We start from the raw sequence: 21,019 nt of genomic DNA on the forward strand, positions 1-21,019 counted from the left end.
GCATAAATGATCACTTATGCTGCCACAGGTTACAAGTGGCTAGATGAATTGTTTTCCCAGCTGTTCTCTGAATGCCTCATCTCCCAACTCAAGGCGCTGTGCATATAGAGCTTTTGCGTCCTCACCGGCAACATATCTCAGTTTCCGTTTACCATCCGTAGCAGCTTCGTATACTACTTCTGCAATCTGTTCCGGTGTAGAAGCTGCATCCATCATCCCTTCCATACGGGAAAATAACGTACTGATCATTCCTTCGTAGGCAGGACTTGATGCAGAATCTAAAGAACGGCTTACAAAATCAGTTTTAATCCCTCCGGGAGAGACTGTTTTGATATCTATTCCTAATGTATTAAGTTCAAAGGCCATACTCTCGCTCCAGCCTTCCAATGCCCATTTTGTAGCATGGTAAACAGAATTCAGCGGAAAGGTAATTAATCCTCCTATCGAAGTCGTGGAAATAAATGTTCCTCTTCCTTTTTCTCTGAAATACGGAATAAATTCCTGCGTTACCCGGATAACGCCTAATAAATTGGTATTCAACTGTCTTACAATCTGTTCATCTGTCAGCGCCTCCAAAGGCCCCAGCAGGCCATATCCTGCGTTATTGAAAACCACATCAATATCTCCTGATTCCAATGATTTTTTAACGGTTGATTGTATCTGTTCAGGATTGGTAACATCCAATGGAAGTACCGTTACATTTTCTAAAGCAGAAAGATCTGCCCCAGCTTCAGGATTTCTCATCGTAGCAATGACCTTCCAGCCTTTATTCTGAAATAATTGAGCTGCTGCTTTTCCTAATCCTGTAGATGCACCTGTTATAAAAACTGTTTTCATATTTTCTTTGTTTAATTGTAGGACAAAGTTCAGCATTAGAAAAAATGCCGGAGTTGCCAAAACGGGTAAAAATGTATCCAAAATGGATGCGAACCCCGTTCTTTTCATTCGCATTTTTTTGTAAGTTTGCTTCTATTAATTTTTATGGCAGAATATATTCTTGAAAACATCAATATCAGTACACTTTCCGTATATGACCTGCTGAAATATACTTCAGAGAGCTCTTTTATAGAAAGCAAAAATTTTCACGGTATCTATCCTGTTTCAATTGAAATTAATACGGGAATATTCACTCAAAAATCATCCCTGCAGAGTTCTCCTGTTGTCACCATCAGCAGGATAAACAACACCCTGCTTTGTTCCTGTACCTGCGATACTCCGGAAGACAGACTTTGCCTGCATCAGGCAGAAATCATTCATTGCATTTTAGAAGAAAAGAAGTATCGGATTTTCTTTGATGATTCTCTTCGTAAAAAAACAATGATCCCCAAGGCTAAGGGATATGGCTTGGAAAACGAACCTGACCTTGACCTTTATTTTCAGGTGGAATACCATGAAGGCAGAATTGAAATCATGCCTAAGATCAAAGAAATGTTTCCGATTGATGAGCACGTTTTAAAAAAAGATCTTCTTCCTCAGCACCCTTCCAAACTGGATGAGCTTGTATTGCATAACACGACTAAAAAAAAGATATTGGTCATTGGTAAGCACCGTTATTATAATCATCTGATTTTTAATTTAATGGAAGCAGAAATTACCCAAGCCGGAAAAATAAAAAATCCGGTTAGTCCTGTAGATGCTATGCAGCTGATATGGAGGGCTGAAAAACCTTTGGAAATTAAATTTTATACTGCCATTGCATCCTTCCAGAATAATTATAACCAGGATTATAATCCAGCAGAACTTGAAGCTTTAAAACTGATTGTACGGAACCCTCTGGACTTAGACGTCTATTATCATGACCGTGAAATAGCGGAAACCATATCTGCAAAGTCACTAACAAAAGTTACAATGAACACTTTAAATGCAGAGCTTCAACTTTCTGTATTTAAGAAAGATCCATTTTATGAAATAACGGGAGAAATTCAGTTTCAGGACCATTCTATCCCTTTTAAAAATGTAATGCTCCGGAATGACTATTTCGTATATAATAACCACACATTCAGCTTTGTAGAAGATCCTGACATGCTCAGAGTCATTAAATTCTTCAAAGCCAATAATGAAATATTGCTGATACATTCTTCTAAATATGAAGATTTTATGCAGTCCACCCTATCCTCTTTAGAAGAACGTATTAATATAAATTACAGCTACATACAACCCGCATCGAAAGTACAGCTTAAAGAAAAGGCTTTTGATGTGGAGAAGATCATTTATCTGCGTCAACAGGAGAATTACATCGGAATTACTCCCGTGATGCGTTACGGGCAACTGGAAGTTCCTGTCTATTCAAGGAAGCAGCTTTTCGATTCTGATCAGAATGGGAACCTTTTTAAAGTAGAAAGAAACGAAGCGTTAGAAGCCCGTTTTACCTCTTTGGTCATGCAGCAGCATCCGGATTTTGAAGAACAGATGGATGGATATCAGTATTTCTACCTCCACCGGGATAAATTCCTGGAAGACAACTGGTTCCTGGAGGCCTTCGAGGTCTGGAGGAATGAGGGAGTATCTATACTTGGTTTTAATGAACTGAAAAACAATAAACTCAATTCACACCGGGCTAAAATAAATATTCAGATCACCAGTGGCCTGGATTGGTTCAATGCCAAACTGAAGGTCAGCTTCGGACAGAAAGATGCTTCTTTAAAACAGCTTCACAGGGCAATCCGTAATAAAAGTAAATTTATTCAGCTGGATGACGGTTCATTGGGAATGCTTCCTGAAGAATGGATAGACAGGATTTCAGCCTATTTCCGGGCTGGTGAAATTGATGAAGATCTACTGAAAATTCCTAAAATAAGTTTTACGGAGGTTTCTTCTCTTTTTGAAAAAGAAGTGATAAGCGATGAAGTAAAGGAAGAAATAACTTCTTATTCATCCCGTCTTTATTCAGGTGAGAGTATTCCGGAAATCCCCGTTCCCTCTGCATTACATGCGGAGCTCAGAGACTATCAGCACGAAGGACTCAATTGGCTTAACTTTCTGGATGGCTTTAATTTCGGTGGCTGTCTTGCGGATGATATGGGACTTGGAAAAACAGTTCAAATCATTGCGTTTATCCTTTCACAAAGAGAGAAAAGAGGTCATACCACCAATCTTATTGTGGTTCCTACTTCTCTTCTTTTTAACTGGCAGGAGGAAATCAGCAAATTTGCACCTTCTATAAAAGTATGGCTTCATTATGGAGCCGAAAGACAGAAAAGCACCACTCATATGTCTGATTATGAAGTAATACTCACCAGCTATGGAATGCTTCTTTCAGATATTAAGTTTTTGAAAACCTTTCAGTTTAATTATGTGTTCCTTGATGAGTCGCAGACTATTAAAAATCCCAACTCAGAAAGGTATAAATCTGCCCGTCTTCTCCAGTCGAGAAACAGAATTGTACTGACAGGAACCCCCATTGAAAATAATACCTTCGACCTGTATAGCCAGCTTTCTTTTGCCTGTCCCGGATTATTGGGCAGCAAGCAATATTTTAAGGATATCTATGCTATTCCTATTGATAAATTTGAGTTCAGTAAACGGGCTATGGAACTTCAGCAAAAAATAAAACCATTCATCCTCCGCAGGACAAAAAAGCAGGTAGCAAAGGAACTTCCTGAAAAAACAGAAACAGTGATCTACTGTGAAATGAATGCTGAACAGCGAAAGATATATGATGCCTATGAGAGGGAGCTTCGTGAATTTATTGCAGCCAATGACGAAGATGACCTTAATAAAAACAGTATGCATGTTCTTACAGGCCTAACAAGACTAAGACAGATCTGTAACTCTCCTATCCTGCTCAAAGAAGGATATTCAGGGGAACATGCCGTGAAGATTGAAATTCTGATGGAGCAGATCCTTGGTAAATCAAAAGATCATAAAATTCTGGTATTTTCACAGTTTGTAGGAATGCTGGATCTTATAAAGACCGAACTGGAACGCCGAAAAATCTCCTTCGAATACCTCACAGGTCAAACCAAAGACCGGGGACAAAAAGTACATAACTTTCAAAATAATGAAGACGTCCGTGTATTTCTGATCAGTCTGAAAGCCGGAGGTGTGGGTCTCAATCTTACCCAGGCAGATTATATCTACCTGGTAGATCCGTGGTGGAATCCTGCAGCCGAAAATCAGGCTATAGACCGGAGCTACCGAATTGGACAGACTAAAAATGTAATTGCTGTCCGGATGATCTGTTCCAATACTGTAGAAGAAAAAATCCTCTCTCTTCAGAAGAAAAAAAATCAGCTTGCCCAGCAACTTCTTAAAACAGATGGAGCCAAGTTCCAAGGGTTTTCAAAACAGGACCTTCTGGAAATCCTGGAACCGGAATAAAGATTTTCCTTAATTATTCCTTCAAAAAACAAAACCGACAGAAGAATCTGCCGGTCAAAAAAACAAAAATTGATATGGATATGATTAGATATGTGTTTATTTTTTAATCATCTTTTCAGTGATTACTTTCTTATCTTTAGTCTGGATTTTAATATAATAAATCCCTGGTACAAAGCCATCTAAGTTGATACTGGCAGTATTACCTTCCGTAAGTTTTTGTCCTGAGATATTGTAAACTTCGTACTTTTCAAGCCCTTTTGCTGTTTTTACACTTACTGACCCTGTTGTAGGATTAGGATATATTTTCACAGAAGAGTCTGCCATTGTTTCTTTTGTGGAAAGATTAGCAGGCTGTATGTCAATGGTATAATCCTCTGCCTGTCCTATAAACCAACCTGAAGGGCATGGTAGGTTTTCCAATGTACCCATCGATGAGCTGGATTCATAAGCTTTTACCAATCTGAAGCGTGTAGCTCCCAATAATGCTGTAGCCGGAATGGTGATATTCCCTGAGGTAACACCAGATTCTATACTGGAAACAGGACTGGAATTATCTAAATATCCCAGGTTAAACTTTTCATCAGTATCAAAGATATTGTTGTGGTTAAAGTCGATGTAAGCATAGGCGGATACTGTAATCTGCCCGTGAGTACCTGCTGTAACTGTTATAGGATAGGTCTCTCCACGGTTAACACTAAAAACAGTACCTGTAAAATTCTCCAGAAGTTCAGAATTTCCGTCAATAGGACTGGAATTGGTGATTCCTGCAAATTCTACCTTACTTATTTCGCTTACCGTAGAAGTGGTTACATTTTCAGTTCCACAATAAGGGGACGGGAATACGACATTACTCCCTGAAATAATAACGGTATAATCTTCTGCCTGCCCGGATCTTAAGCCGGCATCACAAGCTGTACTGATCGAGTTTCCAGCATTAGGATCCGAATACGCTGCTACACTGCTGTTTTTAAGCACTCTCATTCTAGTAGCACCGTTTAAAGCATTTGCCGGCACTGTAATGGTTCCGTTGATAGTCAAAGCATTGAAAGGGGTAGCTTCTGTTAATCTTCCGATATAAAAACTTTCCCCTGGATCATTAAAGCTTCCGTTGTTATTGAAATCAATAAAAACAACTACATCGCTGGGAAATGTTCCCGAAGGACCTTTTATAGCTATAGGATAGCTATTCCCTGCCTGAAGATCAGTAGACATTGATGTAAAATCTTCATAAGTAGGCGTTGATCCTGATTGAAACGGAGAGGTATTACTAATACTTCCAAAATTAATATGGGTAATCATGTTGCTGTCTGCCCCATACTGAAATGAAGGAGTACAATATTGTGCTTCCATCAAAGAACAGAGAATGACAGCAGAAAGAGTAGTTATTTTTTTCATTGAATTCTTAATTTGAATGAGACAAATTTATATTTATTTAGAATCAATAAAAATAAGAATGTAATGACATTTATCAGTTTATTAACATTTGAGACAAAAGAGACTATTTAAAACTGAAAATTAATTGATTAATTGAATAACAACCAAACACTTACTTTGGAAAAATGGAAATTCAGGCTTTATCCTTCATCGTATGTCTTTTCAAACGATCTACTGTCTTTTACTGTAATTTCTGATGATCTCCAGTGATTTCTCTCTGTATAATTCATACTTCTTTTGATAGGCTTCTAATCTATCCTTAGCATCAGACCAGTTAAGTTTCACTTTTCTTTCTCCTTTTCCCAGGAAGATTGCATATTCCTGATCTCCCGCTTCTCTATTTGAGTACAGTGGCCAGGAAGCTTCATTTTGATATCCTTTTTTACATGTTTTTTTATATTACCATACAAACCGGGGATCTCCTCTCCATACTACCCTTATATTTTGTTACACAATTAACATTATTATCTTCTGTAAACTCATTTTAACTCATATTTTCAATAAGAATAGCTGAAGCTCCTCCACCACCATTACAGATGGCAGCAATACCATACCTTCCTCCTTCCTGGCGTAATATATTGACCAGAGTGGCAATGATCCTTGCTCCTGAAGCACCTATCGGATGACCTAATGCAACGGCCCCTCCATATACATTTACCCTGTCCAGATCATATCTTAAAATCTGCTGATTGGATAAAATAACAGATGAATACGCTTCATTGATCTCCAGATAATCTATATCAGAAAGACTAAGCCCGGACTGTTTGAGTACTTTATGAATAGCTATAGAAGGAGAAGTGGTAAACCATTCCGGAGATTGTGCAGCATCGGCATATGCTATAATTTTTGCCAGCGGATTGATGCCATGGAGCTCTAAAGCTTTCGATGAACCTAATAAAATAGCAGCAGCGCCGTCATTCAGGTTACTGGAATTGGCAGCTGTAAGCAGGCCGTCTTTTTCAAAAGCAGGTTTCAGCAATGAAATCTTCTCAGGAATAAGCTTGTCAATATCTTCGTCTTTATCTACCGTTGTACTTCCTTTTCTTCCAGTCACTGATATTTCAATCAGTTCATTCTTAAACTTACCCTTTCCCGAAGCTTCCTGGGCTCTCTTATAGGATAACAGGGCATAGTCGTCCAACTGTTGTCTGGTATGGCCATATTTTTTTACCCCAAGCTCAGCAGCACTTCCCATATGAAAATCATTATAAACATCCCATAATCCATCTTTAATCAGCCCATCTGTAAGCATTTCATCACCCAGTTTTTTCCCCTGACGCATATAGAGGTAATGAGGAACATTACTCATACTTTCCATTCCGCCCGTCATTACCCTATTTTCCAGTCCAAGCTGAATCTGCTGGGCCCCGATCATGACAGCCTTCATCCCGGAAGCACAGACTTTATTGATTGTTGTAGCATCTTTATCTACGGGAATTTTAGAAAAAACAGCCGACTGCCTTGCCGGGGACTGCCCTACCCCAGCACTCAATACATTCCCCATATATACACTGTCTATATGTTCAGGCGCAAGTGATATACTTTCATAAGCATCCTGCATTGCTATTGCTCCTAACTGTGGGGCTGTAAATCCGGATAAACTCCCCATAAATCCACCAACAGGAGTTCGTTTTGCAGCCATAATAAATACATCTTTCATATACTATTGTTTTAAAAATATACCGATCAGTATATTTTAGGTTAAAAAATTTTCCCTTTTTAAAACGTTCATTGTTAAAAAAGCGTTTTGTCAAATATACAAAATATACCAATTGGTATTTTATTGTATAGCAAAGTTTTCAATACAATCAGAGAAGAATCTTTTATAACCGGCTCAGCTGATCCAGTTTCTTCAATAAAGTGGGTATTCTGAAAGGTCCGTGCATCTGTTCCACCTTAGGTTGTACTTCATCCACGTCCACACCTTTTGCAGTAAGGAAAAGTGGCGTTTTGCTTTCACCTCTGTAGACATTTCTTCTTTGAGAATCAGGTGTGGTAAATTCATTTTTTGCAATTCCGATGATGGGATATTTTTGGTCCAAAGCATCATAAAGATATCCTCCCAGCCCTAGTTTACCATTATTATCAAGGGTAACATATCCATCAACAATAATGACATCTCCATTTTTCAATGCTATTTTACTAAGCAAACTCAGAATGCAGGGCAATTCTCTTTTATAAAAGGCTCCGCTCTCATATTCTGAGGTAATGGAAATCTGTTCGGTAAAAACTTCTCCTCCTTTTCAGAATCCCATTTTTCAAAAGCAATACACACGGTATTGGCATAATCCTCATAATAATAGGTATCAAAAGCGTAAATCATTTCTGTTCATTATTAATAAACTCACCAAAATGCCATAAAACTCCCGATGGATCATGGACAAAACATTCTTTTCCCCATTCCATGGTTCTCACAGGACTAAGCTGTATATCTTTATATTTCTCCGTAAGGTTTAAGGCCTGAAGTTCATTCCAGAACTCATCAGTATCAGCCACTTCCATAAAGATCATTGTATTTTCAATCCAGTCTTTGGCATAATAATCCTGAAGATAAAAACAAATTCCCTGTAAGCTAAACAAAGACAGTTTGGGCTCAAGAATAACTTCCCCAAATCCCAAATCTCTGTAAAAATTACGGCTTATTTCAAAATCTTTAGCCCCGATAAAAGGTCTGATTGATTTTATCTGTGATGTCATTATTGCAGGTTTTTCCAGTTCTCAAAAGTCATTTCAAATTTAACCTCTCCTTTTCCATGGATTCCGACTTCTTTCCAACCTGATTTTCTGTAAAATGTTTCAGCTCTTGTCTCAGGAGAAGTTCCCAGCCAGACAGCATCTTTTTTCTGTGCGAAATACCAATCGAGCATGATATTATGGAGCTTTCTTCCGATGCCTTTATTTTCAAAATCGGGATGTACAAACAGAGCCCAGATATTATGTTCTTTAAGGTCAACAATCGAAAAGCCCGTAATTCTTCCATTTTCTTCAGCGACCCAGCCTTTTCCTCTTTCAAAAAGAAATTCTTCACAATTTCTGTCTGTAACCAAACCGGGATCTGACAATGTATTCTCTTTCACAGAATTTCTTACGGTCTGGATTTGTGGAATATCTTCTAAAATTGCTTCACGGATGATCATATTCATTCGATGAATTTTATTTGTATTGATGGTTATATATAAAGGCACAAAGCGTTTTGTATACCTGTGCCTTTATCATCTGTCTTATCTGTTATTTTTTATCTACTACAATTCTTTCTGCTCTGTTCGCAATGTCCCAGGCAGTAGTAAAAATCAGCTGGGTACGTTTTTCTAACAGTGGGTAATCAATCTTTTCAGGATCATCGGTCGGCTTATGATAGTCTTCATGGATTCCGTCAAAGAAAAATGCAACCGGAATATTATGCTTGGCAAAATTATAGTGATCAGAACGGTAATATAACTGTTCAGGATCATTTAAATCATCATACTTATAGTTCAGTTCCAGATTATTGGTTCTCTTATTAGCCGCTTCATTGATCACCTTAAGCTGAGAGCTCAGCATTTCAGAGCCAATCACGTACACATATTGTTTCCCTCTGTTGGCAGGATCATCTCGTCCTATCATATCGATATTAAGATCTACTACGGTATTTGCCAATGGGAAAACAGGGTTTTGGGAATAGTATTCAGAACCAAACAGCCCGTGTTCTTCTCCTGTGACATGAAGGAATAAAACAGATCTTTTAGGCCCTTTACCAGCCTTTTTAGCCTCCTGAAAAGCTTTTGCAATCTCCATCACTGCTACAGTACCGCTTCCATCATCATCAGCACCATTATATACAACACCGTTTTTTATCCCCACATGGTCATAGTGAGCAGAAACTACAACAATTTCTTCCGGTTTTTCACTGCCTTCTATAAAAGCCAGGATATTTTCAGAATCGGGAAGGTTTCCGCCACCTCTTTTCTTCATAAAATCTGCCGGAACCTTCTGGAAAAATGAGTTAAGCACTTTCGGATGGGAAATACCGAGGTTTTTATAGTAGTTTACGATGTACTCTCCTGCTCTTTTCTGCCCCGGGCTTCCTGTGTCTCTACCCTCCATTCCATCAGCAGCAATTACATATAAGTTCTTCTTTAAGTCCTCTGCTTTAATCATCTTATAGGCAGCCGAAAAGGCCTTGTCATGTTTAAAAGAGGCAGTAGGTGTTCCATTAGAAGTATTTGCCGTTTTACAGCCAGTGAGTACAGTAATGGCCAGTAACGGAATAAGCAGTTTTTTCATAAAGAATAATTTTCTTAAAAATAACAAATTTTATTTAATCATTGGTGAAATGTTATTTTCATTATATTTGATATAAATGCAAAATTGATGGATAAAATTTACGGATTCACTCATTATTCCTTTTTTACGGAAATGTCTGAGCTTGCCACAAAGCACGGAAGCTTTGATCTTTCTTTGGGACTTCCTGATTTCGATATTGATGAAAGGCTAAAAACCTTTTTAAAAGAGTCTGCAAGCCTTGACCATCATCATTACGAACCTCTTGCAGGTAATCCGCTGCTCATTGAAAACATCGTTGCCTATAACGCCAGACGGGAAAACCGTATACCGCTCAGAACAGATGAGATTACCATTGTACCGTGTGCTACCTTTGCTTTATATACTGCTTTGAAATCTACTTTAAACCAGGGAGATGAAGTGATCATTATTCAGCCTTCCTATTATACATATGGCCCTTCCATTGTGATGAACGGAGGAATTCCTGTTTATTATGATCTTGATAATGATTTCACGATAAACTGGGAAAAGTTTCAAAACTGCATCTCAGAAAAAACGAAGGCTATTATTGTTAATTCTCCTCAAAATCCGACTGGAAAAATATGGAAAAAGGAAGACTGGAACCAATTGTATGAACTGATTAAGGACAGGGAAATCTATTTAATTTCAGAGGAAATTTATGATACATACTGCTATGATGACACGGAACATTATAGTTCGTTTCTTCATGCTGAACTTAAAAACAGGACATTTTGTATTTTTTCCTTTGGTAAGATGTTTCATACCTCAGGGTGGAAAGTAAGCTATATGATTAGTTCGGCAGCATTAACGGCATTATTCCAATGTCATCAGCAATATATTTCCTACAGTGCTAATGCCCCTGCCCAATATGCTTTGGCAAAATATCTCGAAGTATTTGATCCCAATATCAATAAAAGCATGATGCAGAAAAAAAGGGATATTTTCCATGAGATGATCCGGGATACTCCATTACAGGTTGAACAGAAAGCAGAAGGAAGTGTTTTCCAGGTCGTCAACTTCAGAAATGTCTCCACCACGATGTCTGATGTGGATTTTTCAAAATGGCTGACCGTTGAAAAAAAAGTAGCGTGTCTTCCTCTTTCTGCATTTTACAATTCAAGACAGAATTCAGATTATATAAGGTTCAGTTTTGCAAAAAAAGATGATGTGATTATTCAGGCTCTGGAACATTTGAGGAAAAACCTTTAATTCTTTTTCTAACCACAGACTTTGTCATTCTGTAAGACTCTGGATTTCTATTTATAACAAGTACTATCTGTGAAAAGTAAACTTTAATACTTTATAAAGCAAAAAAACACTGCCGAAGCAGTGTTTAATTATATTTAGTTTGATTTTAAAGAGCAAGTACACTTACATCAATTCTTCTGTTTTTAGCTTTACATTCATCGGTATCATTTGCTTCACAAATCGGATGCTGCGAACCATATCCTTCAGCTTCTACCCTGTCTGAAGGCACTCCCAATTCCAGGAGTTTCAGTTTTGCGGTCTGTGCTCTCAGGTTAGATAACCGTTGGTTAGTCTCTTCATTTCCACTGTTATCTGTGTAACCTCCCAATTTGATCTTAAGATCAGGATATGCATTTAAAATTTCTGCCAGATTATTCAGTTGCATTTCATAGCCGGCTTTCAGATCGCTTGATCCGGTTTCAAAATAAAGATTTTCTATGGTATACCATTTATTAGGATCTACAATGGACTGATCATTCTTCTTTATGGATTGATACAGCTGGTAGATCTGGCTTCCTTCTCCTATTGCAATTGTTTTTCCTCCTTTTAAATTAAGCTTTTGGACAGCCCCTGTTTCATAGACAAAGTCTCCGTTCTCATTAAGGTGACCTTTCACTTCTTTGGGAGCTGAAACATACACTGAATCTGTACCGTTACTGCCTCCATGCTCCATTTCTCCCCTGGTTAAACTTTCCAGCTTTGCTTTTCTGTTGGCCTCAATTTTATCTTTATGCAACACCGCTAAGGTGGGCGCAATTACTAATGAAACAATGGACATTAATTTGATCAGGATATTCATTGAGGGCCCCGACGTATCTTTAAACGGATCTCCTACGGTATCTCCTGTTACGGAAGCTTTATGAGGTTCGGAACCTTTATAATAAGTCTGCCCGTTAATTTCCACTCCCTTTTCAAATGATTTTTTCGCATTATCCCAGGCTCCCCCCGCATTATTCTGAAACATACCCATTAAAACACCACTTACAGTAGCACCGGCTAAAAATCCACCCAACACTTCAGGACCAAAAATAAATCCGATCAGCAATGGTGAAATGATAGCAATAGCTCCCGGAAGCATCATTTTTCTGATAGAGGCATCTGTAGAAATAGCTACACATTTTTCATATTCCGGCTGTGCTTTTCCTTCTAAAATCCCCGGAATTTCCCGGAACTGCCTTCTAACCTCTTCTACCATAGCCATTGCAGCCTGTCCTACAGCGGTAATCGCGAGGGAAGAGAATATAAAAGGAATCATTCCTCCTACAAATAATCCGGCCAATACATCGGCTCTGTAAATATCAATACCATCTATTCCTGCAATTCCTACAAAAGCAGCAAATAAGGCCAAAGCCGTTAATGCTGCTGAAGCAATAGCAAATCCTTTTCCTGTAGCTGCAGTGGTATTTCCTACAGCATCCAGAATATCTGTTCTTTCACGGACTTCTTTAGGAAGCTCACTCATTTCTGCAATACCTCCTGCGTTATCTGCAATAGGTCCGAAAGCATCAATAGCCAGCTGCATCGCGGTAGTAGCCATCATTCCGGCAGCGGCAATGGCAACTCCGTATAATCCCGCACACAAATAAGAACCGTAAATTCCACCTGCCAGTACGAGAATTGGAAGCAGCGTAGATTCCATCCCCACAGAAAGCCCACCGATAATATTGGTAGCATGACCTGTAGAAGATTGTCTTACGATACTTGAAACGGGTCTTTTACCCATAGCTGTATAATATTCCGTAATGATACTCATCAAAGTTCCTACAACTAGTCCCACCATTATAGCTCCAAACACCCCCATTTTGGTAAATTCATGACCTCTGAGCATCATTTTTTCAGGTAGCAGGTAATTGACCAGAAAATAAGAAGAAATAGCTGTAATGACAATACTTCCCCAGTTTCCAAGATTTAAAGCATTCTGTACGCTGGATGTGGATGAACCTTCATTGTCGTTAATTCTTACAAACAAAGTCCCTATCATTGAAAATATAATCCCTGTTCCTGCAATAAGCATGGGTAACAGAATTGGAGCAAAGCCTCCGAAGGAATCGTCAGAGATTGTTTCTCTTCCTAAAACCATGGTCGCTAAGACTGTGGCTACATAAGAACCAAAAAGGTCAGCTCCCATTCCGGCAACATCTCCTACATTATCTCCTACATTATCTGCAATGGTAGCAGGGTTTCTTGGGTCATCTTCCGGAATTCCGGCTTCTACCTTTCCTACAAGGTCAGCTCCTACATCTGCTGCTTTCGTGTAAATACCCCCACCTACTCTTGCAAAAAGAGCAATAGATTCTGCACCCAGAGAAAAGCCGGTAAGAATCTCAATTGTCCTTTCCATTTCATGTGAATCTACTGTAGCATCAGGGGCAAAAATCTGTTTAATGATCAGATACAGCGATCCTAATCCCAATACAGCAAGTCCTGCAACTCCCATTCCCATAACGGAACCTCCGGTGAAAGAGACCTTAAGGGCTTTAGAAAGTGAGGTTCTTGCCGCTTCAGCAGTTCTTACATTAGCTTTTGTAGCTATCTTCATTCCTATAAAGCCTGCCAGAGCCGAAAATACAGCTCCCACTGCAAAAGCAACTCCTATGCTCCAGTGTGAATTGGAATTGGTGGTTCCCATCACAGCGAGCAAAATAGCTACTACAATAACAAAATAGGTTAAAATCTTGTACTCGGCCTTTAGAAAAGCCATCGCACCATCAGCAATATATCCGCTGATTGTTTTCATTTTTTCGTTTCCGGCATTCTGTTTACTGACCCAGTTACTCTGAAGAAATGTATAAAGCAAAGCCACGACACCAAAAATTGGCACTAACATAAATAGATCCATAGTTTAATATTTTTTTGGTAATAGAAAATTAAATATAATAAATAATTATTATCAAACCATTAAAAAAAATGACAGTTCTATAGCGTTTAGTAAAAGAATTTTAAAAATAAAAGTGGGCAAAGCCTTAAAAAACAAAAAAGATCTCTTAAAAGAGACCTTTTTTTGTGGGTTGAACCGTTTGTGTTTTCAGAATCATTATTTAAATAAAAACCCTCTATTCATCGATGTTTAGAAATTGTTTTGCAAAAATATATATCTTATTTCACTGATGCAAAATTTATCCATAGAATTAACATCCTACTTTTTGTAAAATTATTACTACAAAAAACTCAGTAAAAGAATAATATTAATTCATTTTTAAAATAATATAAAAAATAAACATTTAATACAAAAAATCACCTATTTGAGAATATCTAGTATCGATATTCTTATCTATCAATGTATTATCAAAAGAAATACAGCTATCTGCTGGAATAAACCAGATGATTTCAGCGTATTTTGGATTAAAATTATTAATAGAAATTCTAATTTCAAAGAATATTTATTCACCACCACCAGAAATAAAACAGCCATTATATGTTTAATTATCAATGGTTATAAAAAAAACACAAATTAAAACAAATTGAAAAATACTGGTTTATCTGTATAATTTCACTATTTTTACACCGTAAAACAAATATGTTTAACGATAAAACGCAAAACCTAGAAAACTTAAGTGACAAAAAATTATTTTCAATCATTCTCAATCTTAAAAAAAACTTCGGCTTGTACAAAAACTAATATTAACAAATTTTTGCATTGATATGCGAGAACATAGATGAGTTTTGCACATATGAGGGCTTGGGTAGTTTTTTTTGCTTTCTTATACTTACCTATTTACGGACAGCGCTATACTTCCACCTGGTATAATATAGATAATGGTCTTCCACAAAGCAGTGCGAAGGCTATTGCCAAGGATAAATACGGTTTTATCTGGATATCTACGGAAAACGGGCTTGTGCGGTATGATGGCATTTCGTTTGTCACGTTTAATAATTTTAAAATAAACAGCCTGCATTTCGGGGTGTTTATTGGCGATTCCATTCAAGACACTATTACAACACTTACTAATTCTCAGGAAGATAAGATCATCATCAAAAACAGATTTCCAAGGCTCAGTAAGCTCAACCCTAATGACAGGGTTTCTTTTTCAAAAGGAGATCAGCAGATCCAAAGAATTGCAAACAATACCATATCTTCCAGTTTTTATAATGATGTTCAATATTTTATACAGCTCAAAAACTCAAAGTATATTTTCAGAGAAAAGAACGCTGTAATATATAAGGATGAAAAGGGTATTGAAACAAGAATAGCCATCCCTTTTACCAATGAAGATCTGAATAATATTTTTGTTCTCCATGAAAATCTTTTTATAAATGATCTTCAAACAAGAAAAACATATTCTCTCTGTAAAGGAAAACTTTCTGTTTTTGATCAACCGAGTCTTTTTAATGATCCGGAAACTAAAATATACTGGCAACAGATCACCAATCAGTCTTTTATCATCAACAAAAGTAATATCTACCTTGTAGAGGACAGCAGAAACAGGCCTTCTTTAAAATTTCTTGTAACCTATAAAGAAATAGGCAGCCACTCCTACTACTCTATGTATTATGGCAAAAATTTCAACAATCTTTATCTTGGTACATTGAATAACGGACTTAATATTGTTCATCTTTCAAACATACATGTGGCCAGAAAGGAAGATGATTTTTCAAATAATGTATCCAATGCCTCATTACCTTTTAGTAAAAATACAATTATAACGGAGGATGGAACCGAGTTTGGGAAAGACGGCATTGTCAATAAATATGCTTTTGGGAATAATGACAACTCCCTTATGATGTATGATAACTCGGGTAATATTCTGATCCGCAAAAGAAAGAGCATCATTAGGTTTTATAAAAATTCGGGTTATAAGAAAAAAGATTCTACTTTTTTTAAACTGGGTTTTGAGAACTTTATGAAAAGTGGAAATTTATATGCCCTTTCCCTGTTAAACTCTTCCCGATACCAGCTGCAGATTTTCAAAAAGGATCAGTTTACAAGGCCAGATTATATTTATAGTTTTAAAAGCCCTGTCACTACTTTTCTCCAATATAATGAAAATCAGGTGCTGGCGGGCAATAATGAAGGACTGCATTTGGTAATGTTAGATAAAAATACAGTTCATCTGCTAATCAAAAATATTTCTGTAAAAAGTATTGTAAAAACAAAGGATAATCTGATCTGGATTATGACTCATAAAAACGGTTTTTATCTTTTTAAAGACCGGAAACTGATTAAGATGCCTAATGACAGGAATAACTACCTGCAGTCTGCCCATTCTATTCTTGAGGATCAACAGGGCTTTTATTGGATATCCTCGAACAATGGCCTGTATAAAGTTCCTAAAAAGCAGCTTCTTCAGTACGCAGAGAACAGGAAAAGCCCGGTCTTCTATTACCGTTTCACTAAAAAAGACGGTTTTACGTCTAATGAATTCAACGGCAATTCCCAGCCTAATGCTTATGCTTTAGAAAATGGGGAGTTTATGTTTCCCTCCATGGATGGTTTTGTATTTTTCAATCCTGTTCAGGTTCAGACCTATTATCCGGATCCTAAAAAAATCTATATAGAAAGAGCAAAAATTGGTCATGCTGAAACCCTTTATTTTGATGCTGTACTCGATCTGAAGAATGACTACAAAACAGCTGACATTTTCATAGATATTCCTTATTTCTCTGATTTTGAAAACCTTTATATAGAGGCTAAAATCTCGGGAGAAGAGGAATCTGACTGGGAGGCGGTGACGTTAGGGAAAGATCTGAAATATACCATCAGCAACCTCAGCCCGGGAGAATATACTTTAAAGGTGAGGGTACTCGCCTCTGCGGATGGGAAATATGAAGAAAAAGCTGTTAAGTTCAGGATTCAGCCTTATTTTTTCCAAACGCTATTATTTAAGATATTACTTTCCATTATTTTCCTTGTGGGAATCATCATTATTATAATGTTGACTACCAATTTATTAAGAACAAAAAACAAAGCTTTAAAACGGATTGTTCACAACAAAAATTCTAAACTTAAGGAAACTTCCCTTACGCTTGAGGTGGTAAAAAATGATTTACAGAAAGAAACGGAATATCAGAAAAAGCTGGTGGAGACCATCAGTCATGATATCACTACTCCCATCAGGTTTATTGCCATGCTTTCCCAAAAGCTTCATGAATCTGATGATGTAGAGCTTCAGAAAAAGTATTTTGACAGTATTTACAAATCTTCGGAACAGCTTTACCAGTTTACATTGAATTTAAAAGAATATACAGAACTTTATAAAGCCGAAAGCATTGTTGAGGAACAGGAATATCCTGTCAACAGGATTTTAGAGATCAAGAAAAAATTATTCTGGGAAATCGCAAAGGAAAGAGAGACTGTTATTATTAATGCTACGGAAACAAATGTAAACAGCAGAATGAGCGAAAGTATTCTGTCTGCCATTATTCATAATATCCTCGATAATGCTGTAAAAAATACATATAAAGGAGAGATTAGTCTTAATATTATAGAGGATGAACAGAAAGTCGTTATCATCATAGATGATACGGGAACCGGAATGTCTGCGGAACAAATAGCCATTTATATGAATTTGTTCAAAAATCCTAAATGGAAAACGCCCAGTTTTAAAGGTAAAGGACTGGGGCTGCATATGGTTATTCACCTGGTTAAAAAGATTAATGCTGAGATCAGTTTCAGCCAAAATTTTCCGAAAGGAACCATTGTAGAAATTACCCTCAAAAAAAACTAATTATATGAATGAAAGAATTTTAATTGCTGATGATCATTATGTGGTAAGAGCAGGAACAGCCCTTGTTCTTGAATCTGCTTACCCTGAACTGAAAATAGACTTTGCTGAAAACTATGAACGGGTAAAAGAAGCATTGAAGTCTCAATATTATAATCTTCTGATCCTGGATATTGATATGCCGGGAACTCAATATAAAAAAATGATTTCTGAGCTCAAAAATATACAGAAAGATTTAAAGATTCTTGTGTTTTCAGGCTATGATCAGGATGTAGCCATCCAGTATATCAGGGAAGGTGCTGAAGGATATCTGAACAAACAGAGCAGTGAGGAAGAAATTAAAAATGCAGTGAAAACAGTGATTGAAAAAGGTTATTTTTATCCTGTAGAACTTATCGGCCTGATCATTCAGAATAAGCGGGATAATCCTGTAGAAAAGCTTTCTTCAAGAGAGTATGAAATTTTTAAGCTGTTGGCTGACGGATACGGAAACCTGGAGATTTCCAATAAGCTCAGTATCCAGATGTCTACTGTAAGCACATATAAGAAAAGGATATTTCAAAAACTGGAGGTCAGTAATATTGCAGAGCTGATTAAGGTATACGAGATGATGCATTGATTGGTTTTGCCGATAAAAATCATTGAGATAAGCATTTTCAGGATTAAAAAAATATCTTGAAATTTACAGAACCAAAATTTCTACAGTCAATACTGCATTTTAATTGCAAAAAATCATGAATTCACCTGAAAAAGCCAACCAGGGAAGCCTGCGCCTCCGATATATAAAACTTTGTATTTTTTTTTCGGGACTTTCTGTATTTGCACAGCTTTATCTTTTTCAGCCGTTGCTCCCGATGGCTGCAGAGCAGTTCAATGTAACCGTAGGTGATACTTCCCTGCTTGTTTCTTCATCTACTATAGGGATGGCACTGGGATTATTGTTTTTCGCTTTTAAGGCAGACAGCTATTCCAGAAAACGGCTGATGGTATTTTCGTTGATTTCATCAGCTTTATTAACTATTATTTCAACCTGGATTCCCAATCTCAGTCTTCTTATTGGAATTGGAGTACTGAAAGGATTTGTGGTTTCCGGTGTTTCTGCTGTCGCCCTTGCCTACCTTACTGAAGAGGTTTATCTCGCTGCGGTACCCGCTGCCATCAGTATGTATTTAAGTGGTAATACTATTGGAGGGATGAGCGGAAGGATATTGGCTACCATTGCAGCTGGCGAATTCGGATGGCGTAATGCGGTTTTTATTATTGGGCTGGAAAGTCTGATCCTGGGGCTTATATTCTGGAAACTATTTCCCGAGTCAAAATTCTTCAATCCACAGAAAACCGATTACCATCAAAAGGTAAAACAGATGAAAGGGTTTCTCATGAATCCTTATATGCTTCGGTTATACTTTATTGCAGCTTTACTGATGGGTGTTTTTGTAAGTGTTTACAATTATCTTACTTTCAGGTTAGAAGCAGAACCTTTTTCATTAAGTCACTTTATTATTGCCTTTATATTTCTGATGTATATTTTCGGAGTATTTGGTACTATGATTACAGGAAAGCTTTCTAAAAGATTTTCAAAAAATAACATTCTGAAAAGCTTCATTCTTTTGATGCTTTGCGGACTATGTTTACTGCTGTCAGAAAATTTGTATATGGTCATTTTCGGGCTGGGGATATTTACACTTTCCTTTTTTGCAGCCCATACTATGGCCAGCCAGATGACTGCCCTTCATGCCAGAAAGGGAAAATCTTCAGCTACTTCCATTTACTGGTTATTTTATTATTTTGGGTCCAGTATTCTGGGAAGTGGTACCGGATATCTCCTTCATTCATTTTCCTGGAATGTATTTATCTCCGTACTTGTTATTGCTGTTATATTAGCCCTTCTGCTGGCTACAGCCAATACATCTGCCAATACCGGTACCACATAGATACCACACATTTTTTATAAAAACAGGCTCTAATCCCTCTGACTATAAAGGTTTTAACACTTTATTAATCTTTTAGGTGTGATATTTAACACAATATTCATTAAAACGCTGGCAGACAATATGATGCAGGGCATAGTATTTGCTAATTTATATAGTACTAATACCACCTTTAAAATCAAAATATTATGAACGTAGCAGATCTTAAAATCAAAAATTTAGTCGAGTACAAAAATCAGATTTATACGATCACTGAAATTTTTCAGAGTTTGGAGCAAGCTTATTTTGTTAAAATTGAAAATGACAGTCAGAGCCTTTCAGTTCCGGCAGATTCTATTAAACCTATTCGTATCACGGAAGAATGGCTTGAAAAACTGGGCTTTTCCAGAACGTATAGTTCAGATCAGAGAATACGGTATGAAAGACCGGAAACATTTATAAAATATGATATAGACTTGAGTTCCAGGAAAATACTGGAAGGGCTCAAAATATATGGCAATTCTATAAAATGCAGGTATATCCATGAGTTCCAGAATATTTTTTCCTGTTTATTTGGAAAAGACCCCTCTTTACACTACGGTTACCTGGAAACAAAATAGTATTAAATAGTTCTTAGTAGTTATAGAAGCCACAGTTTATAAACTGTGGCTTCTATCTTTTAATACACTTAAAATGACAATGAGCAATAACTTCCGAAAAATTCACCATTCAAAAACCATTCTTTTCCTGCATATTTGTTATACTGTTTATTAAAGCAGCTGACTTTATAAAATACACATTATGATAATAAAGATTATTAGTTCAATACTTATTCTGGGCGCTGTATTCATGGGATTTAAACAAGGAACTGCCATGTTTTCCGGAAAACAGGAAATGGTGGAAATGTTCGGAAAATGGGGATTCAGCCGAACAGCACTCATGATTAATGGAGCTGTTACCATCCTGGCTTCAGTGATGATTTTATTTCCAAAAACATTTGTCTGGGGGAATTTCCTGATGGCAGCAGGTATCCTGTTGATTATCTGCTTTCACCTTATGGACAAAGATTTTAAAGGTGTAGCTATTGAGCTTCCCTTCTTATTTCTCAACCTCCTGATCATTTATCTGCAACATCCTCTTAAATCCTAACAGAGATGAAAAAAT

16 protein-coding genes are annotated in these 21,019 nt (G+C 37.1%); 7 read left to right on the top strand and 9 right to left on the bottom strand.

Features of this window, described 5'->3' with window-relative positions; all coding sequences use genetic code 11:
• Nucleotides 1–39 precede the first annotated feature (39 nt).
• Nucleotides 40–837, bottom strand: coding sequence for an SDR family oxidoreductase (locus tag LQV47_RS10965; RefSeq protein ID WP_230036871.1), 798 nt, complete (start codon nucleotides 835–837; stop codon nucleotides 40–42).
• A gap of 144 nt (nucleotides 838–981) precedes the next feature.
• On the opposite strand from LQV47_RS10965, the gene LQV47_RS10970 reads away from it, so the two are divergent.
• Nucleotides 982–4,320, top strand: coding sequence for a DEAD/DEAH box helicase (locus LQV47_RS10970; protein ID WP_230036789.1), 3,339 nt, complete (start codon nucleotides 982–984; stop codon nucleotides 4,318–4,320).
• A 96-nt stretch (nucleotides 4,321–4,416) separates the two neighbouring features.
• Here LQV47_RS10970 and LQV47_RS10975 read toward each other — a convergent pair whose 3' ends face one another.
• The 7 genes from LQV47_RS10975 to LQV47_RS11000 all read right to left on the bottom strand — a co-directional run bounded on the left by LQV47_RS10975 (nucleotide 4,417) and on the right by LQV47_RS11000 (nucleotide 10,017).
• Complete coding sequence (locus LQV47_RS10975; RefSeq protein WP_230036791.1) at nucleotides 4,417–5,715, bottom strand: T9SS type A sorting domain-containing protein; 1,299 nt, start codon at nucleotides 5,713–5,715, stop codon at nucleotides 4,417–4,419.
• A 523-nt stretch (nucleotides 5,716–6,238) separates the two neighbouring features.
• Nucleotides 6,239–7,414: an acetyl-CoA C-acyltransferase gene (locus tag LQV47_RS10980; RefSeq protein WP_230036793.1), complete on the bottom strand. Its 1,176-nt coding sequence runs from the start codon at nucleotides 7,412–7,414 to the stop codon at nucleotides 6,239–6,241.
• A gap of 163 nt (nucleotides 7,415–7,577) precedes the next feature.
• Nucleotides 7,578–7,922 (bottom strand): hypothetical protein, encoded by a 345-nt coding sequence (locus LQV47_RS10985; RefSeq protein WP_354960726.1) that lies wholly within the window; start codon nucleotides 7,920–7,922, stop codon nucleotides 7,578–7,580.
• The gene (locus LQV47_RS22595; RefSeq protein WP_354960728.1) at nucleotides 7,907–8,077 is read right to left on the bottom strand and encodes a hypothetical protein; all 171 of its coding nucleotides are present in this window, start codon (nucleotides 8,075–8,077) and stop codon (nucleotides 7,907–7,909) included. Before LQV47_RS22595 ends, LQV47_RS10985 begins: the two co-directional genes overlap by 16 nt.
• Nucleotides 8,074–8,451: a glyoxalase gene (locus LQV47_RS10990; RefSeq protein WP_230036795.1), complete on the bottom strand. Its 378-nt coding sequence runs from the start codon at nucleotides 8,449–8,451 to the stop codon at nucleotides 8,074–8,076. Before LQV47_RS10990 ends, LQV47_RS22595 begins: the two co-directional genes overlap by 4 nt.
• Nucleotides 8,451–8,897 (bottom strand): GNAT family N-acetyltransferase, encoded by a 447-nt coding sequence (locus LQV47_RS10995; RefSeq protein ID WP_230036797.1) that lies wholly within the window; start codon nucleotides 8,895–8,897, stop codon nucleotides 8,451–8,453. The genes LQV47_RS10990 and LQV47_RS10995 overlap by 1 nt, the downstream gene beginning before the upstream one ends.
• An 85-nt stretch (nucleotides 8,898–8,982) precedes the next feature.
• Nucleotides 8,983–10,017: a M28 family metallopeptidase gene (locus LQV47_RS11000; RefSeq protein WP_230036799.1), complete on the bottom strand. Its 1,035-nt coding sequence runs from the start codon at nucleotides 10,015–10,017 to the stop codon at nucleotides 8,983–8,985.
• A gap of 87 nt (nucleotides 10,018–10,104) precedes the next feature.
• Here LQV47_RS11000 and LQV47_RS11005 point away from each other — a divergent pair, with 87 nt between their 5' ends.
• Nucleotides 10,105–11,244 carry an aminotransferase class I/II-fold pyridoxal phosphate-dependent enzyme gene (locus tag LQV47_RS11005; RefSeq protein ID WP_230036801.1) on the top strand — a complete coding sequence of 380 codons (1,140 nt, stop codon included), beginning with the start codon at nucleotides 10,105–10,107 and terminating at the stop codon, nucleotides 11,242–11,244.
• 145 nt (nucleotides 11,245–11,389) lie between these two features.
• On the opposite strand, the gene LQV47_RS11010 is transcribed toward LQV47_RS11005, so the two are convergent.
• A complete protein-coding gene (locus LQV47_RS11010) occupies nucleotides 11,390–14,122 on the bottom strand; it encodes a sodium-translocating pyrophosphatase (protein WP_230036803.1) in 2,733 nt (910 codons plus the stop codon).
• An 817-nt stretch (nucleotides 14,123–14,939) separates the two neighbouring features.
• On the opposite strand from LQV47_RS11010, the gene LQV47_RS11015 reads away from it, so the two are divergent.
• The 5 genes from LQV47_RS11015 to LQV47_RS11035 all read left to right on the top strand — a co-directional run bounded on the left by LQV47_RS11015 (nucleotide 14,940) and on the right by LQV47_RS11035 (nucleotide 21,004).
• Entirely contained in the window at nucleotides 14,940–17,948 is a 3,009-nt protein-coding gene (locus tag LQV47_RS11015) for a HAMP domain-containing sensor histidine kinase (protein ID WP_230036805.1), read from the top strand.
• A gap of 4 nt (nucleotides 17,949–17,952) precedes the next feature.
• Nucleotides 17,953–18,564: a response regulator transcription factor gene (locus LQV47_RS11020; RefSeq protein WP_230036807.1), complete on the top strand. Its 612-nt coding sequence runs from the start codon at nucleotides 17,953–17,955 to the stop codon at nucleotides 18,562–18,564.
• 115 nt (nucleotides 18,565–18,679) lie between these two features.
• Nucleotides 18,680–19,879, top strand: a complete 1,200-nt coding sequence (locus tag LQV47_RS11025) for an MFS transporter (RefSeq protein WP_230036809.1) — start codon at nucleotides 18,680–18,682, stop codon at nucleotides 19,877–19,879.
• A 185-nt stretch (nucleotides 19,880–20,064) separates the two neighbouring features.
• Complete coding sequence (locus LQV47_RS11030; RefSeq protein ID WP_230036811.1) at nucleotides 20,065–20,475, top strand: hypothetical protein; 411 nt, start codon at nucleotides 20,065–20,067, stop codon at nucleotides 20,473–20,475.
• Nucleotides 20,476–20,656: 181 nt separating this feature from the next.
• On the top strand, nucleotides 20,657–21,004 hold the full coding sequence (locus LQV47_RS11035) for a DoxX family protein (RefSeq protein WP_230036813.1): 348 nt from the start codon (nucleotides 20,657–20,659) through the stop codon (nucleotides 21,002–21,004).
• The last annotated feature ends 15 nt before the right edge of the window (nucleotides 21,005–21,019 follow it).

The organism is Chryseobacterium sp. Bi04, from assembly GCF_918698085.1.
Lineage (GTDB): Bacteria > Bacteroidota > Bacteroidia > Flavobacteriales > Weeksellaceae > Chryseobacterium.

Bases quoted from the DNA above. Each gene is read 5' to 3' on its own strand.
- LQV47_RS10965 (WP_230036871.1), bottom strand. From the start codon at position 837: ATGAAAACAGTTTTTATAACAGGTGCATCTACAGGATTAGGAAAAGCA.
- LQV47_RS10970 (WP_230036789.1), top strand. From the start codon at position 982: ATGGCAGAATATATTCTTGAAAACATCAATATCAGTACACTTTCCGTA.
- LQV47_RS10975 (WP_230036791.1), bottom strand. From the start codon at position 5,715: ATGAAAAAAATAACTACTCTTTCTGCTGTCATTCTCTGTTCTTTGATG.
- LQV47_RS10980 (WP_230036793.1), bottom strand. From the start codon at position 7,414: ATGAAAGATGTATTTATTATGGCTGCAAAACGAACTCCTGTTGGTGGA.
- LQV47_RS22595 (WP_354960728.1), bottom strand. From the start codon at position 8,077: ATGATTTACGCTTTTGATACCTATTATTATGAGGATTATGCCAATACC.
- LQV47_RS10990 (WP_230036795.1), bottom strand. From the start codon at position 8,451: ATGACATCACAGATAAAATCAATCAGACCTTTTATCGGGGCTAAAGAT.
- LQV47_RS10995 (WP_230036797.1), bottom strand. From the start codon at position 8,897: ATGAATATGATCATCCGTGAAGCAATTTTAGAAGATATTCCACAAATC.
- LQV47_RS11000 (WP_230036799.1), bottom strand. From the start codon at position 10,017: ATGAAAAAACTGCTTATTCCGTTACTGGCCATTACTGTACTCACTGGC.
- LQV47_RS11005 (WP_230036801.1), top strand. From the start codon at position 10,105: ATGGATAAAATTTACGGATTCACTCATTATTCCTTTTTTACGGAAATG.
- LQV47_RS11010 (WP_230036803.1), bottom strand. From the start codon at position 14,122: ATGGATCTATTTATGTTAGTGCCAATTTTTGGTGTCGTGGCTTTGCTT.
- LQV47_RS11015 (WP_230036805.1), top strand. From the start codon at position 14,940: ATGAGTTTTGCACATATGAGGGCTTGGGTAGTTTTTTTTGCTTTCTTA.
- LQV47_RS11020 (WP_230036807.1), top strand. From the start codon at position 17,953: ATGAATGAAAGAATTTTAATTGCTGATGATCATTATGTGGTAAGAGCA.
- LQV47_RS11025 (WP_230036809.1), top strand. From the start codon at position 18,680: ATGAATTCACCTGAAAAAGCCAACCAGGGAAGCCTGCGCCTCCGATAT.
- LQV47_RS11030 (WP_230036811.1), top strand. From the start codon at position 20,065: ATGAACGTAGCAGATCTTAAAATCAAAAATTTAGTCGAGTACAAAAAT.
- LQV47_RS11035 (WP_230036813.1), top strand. From the start codon at position 20,657: ATGATAATAAAGATTATTAGTTCAATACTTATTCTGGGCGCTGTATTC.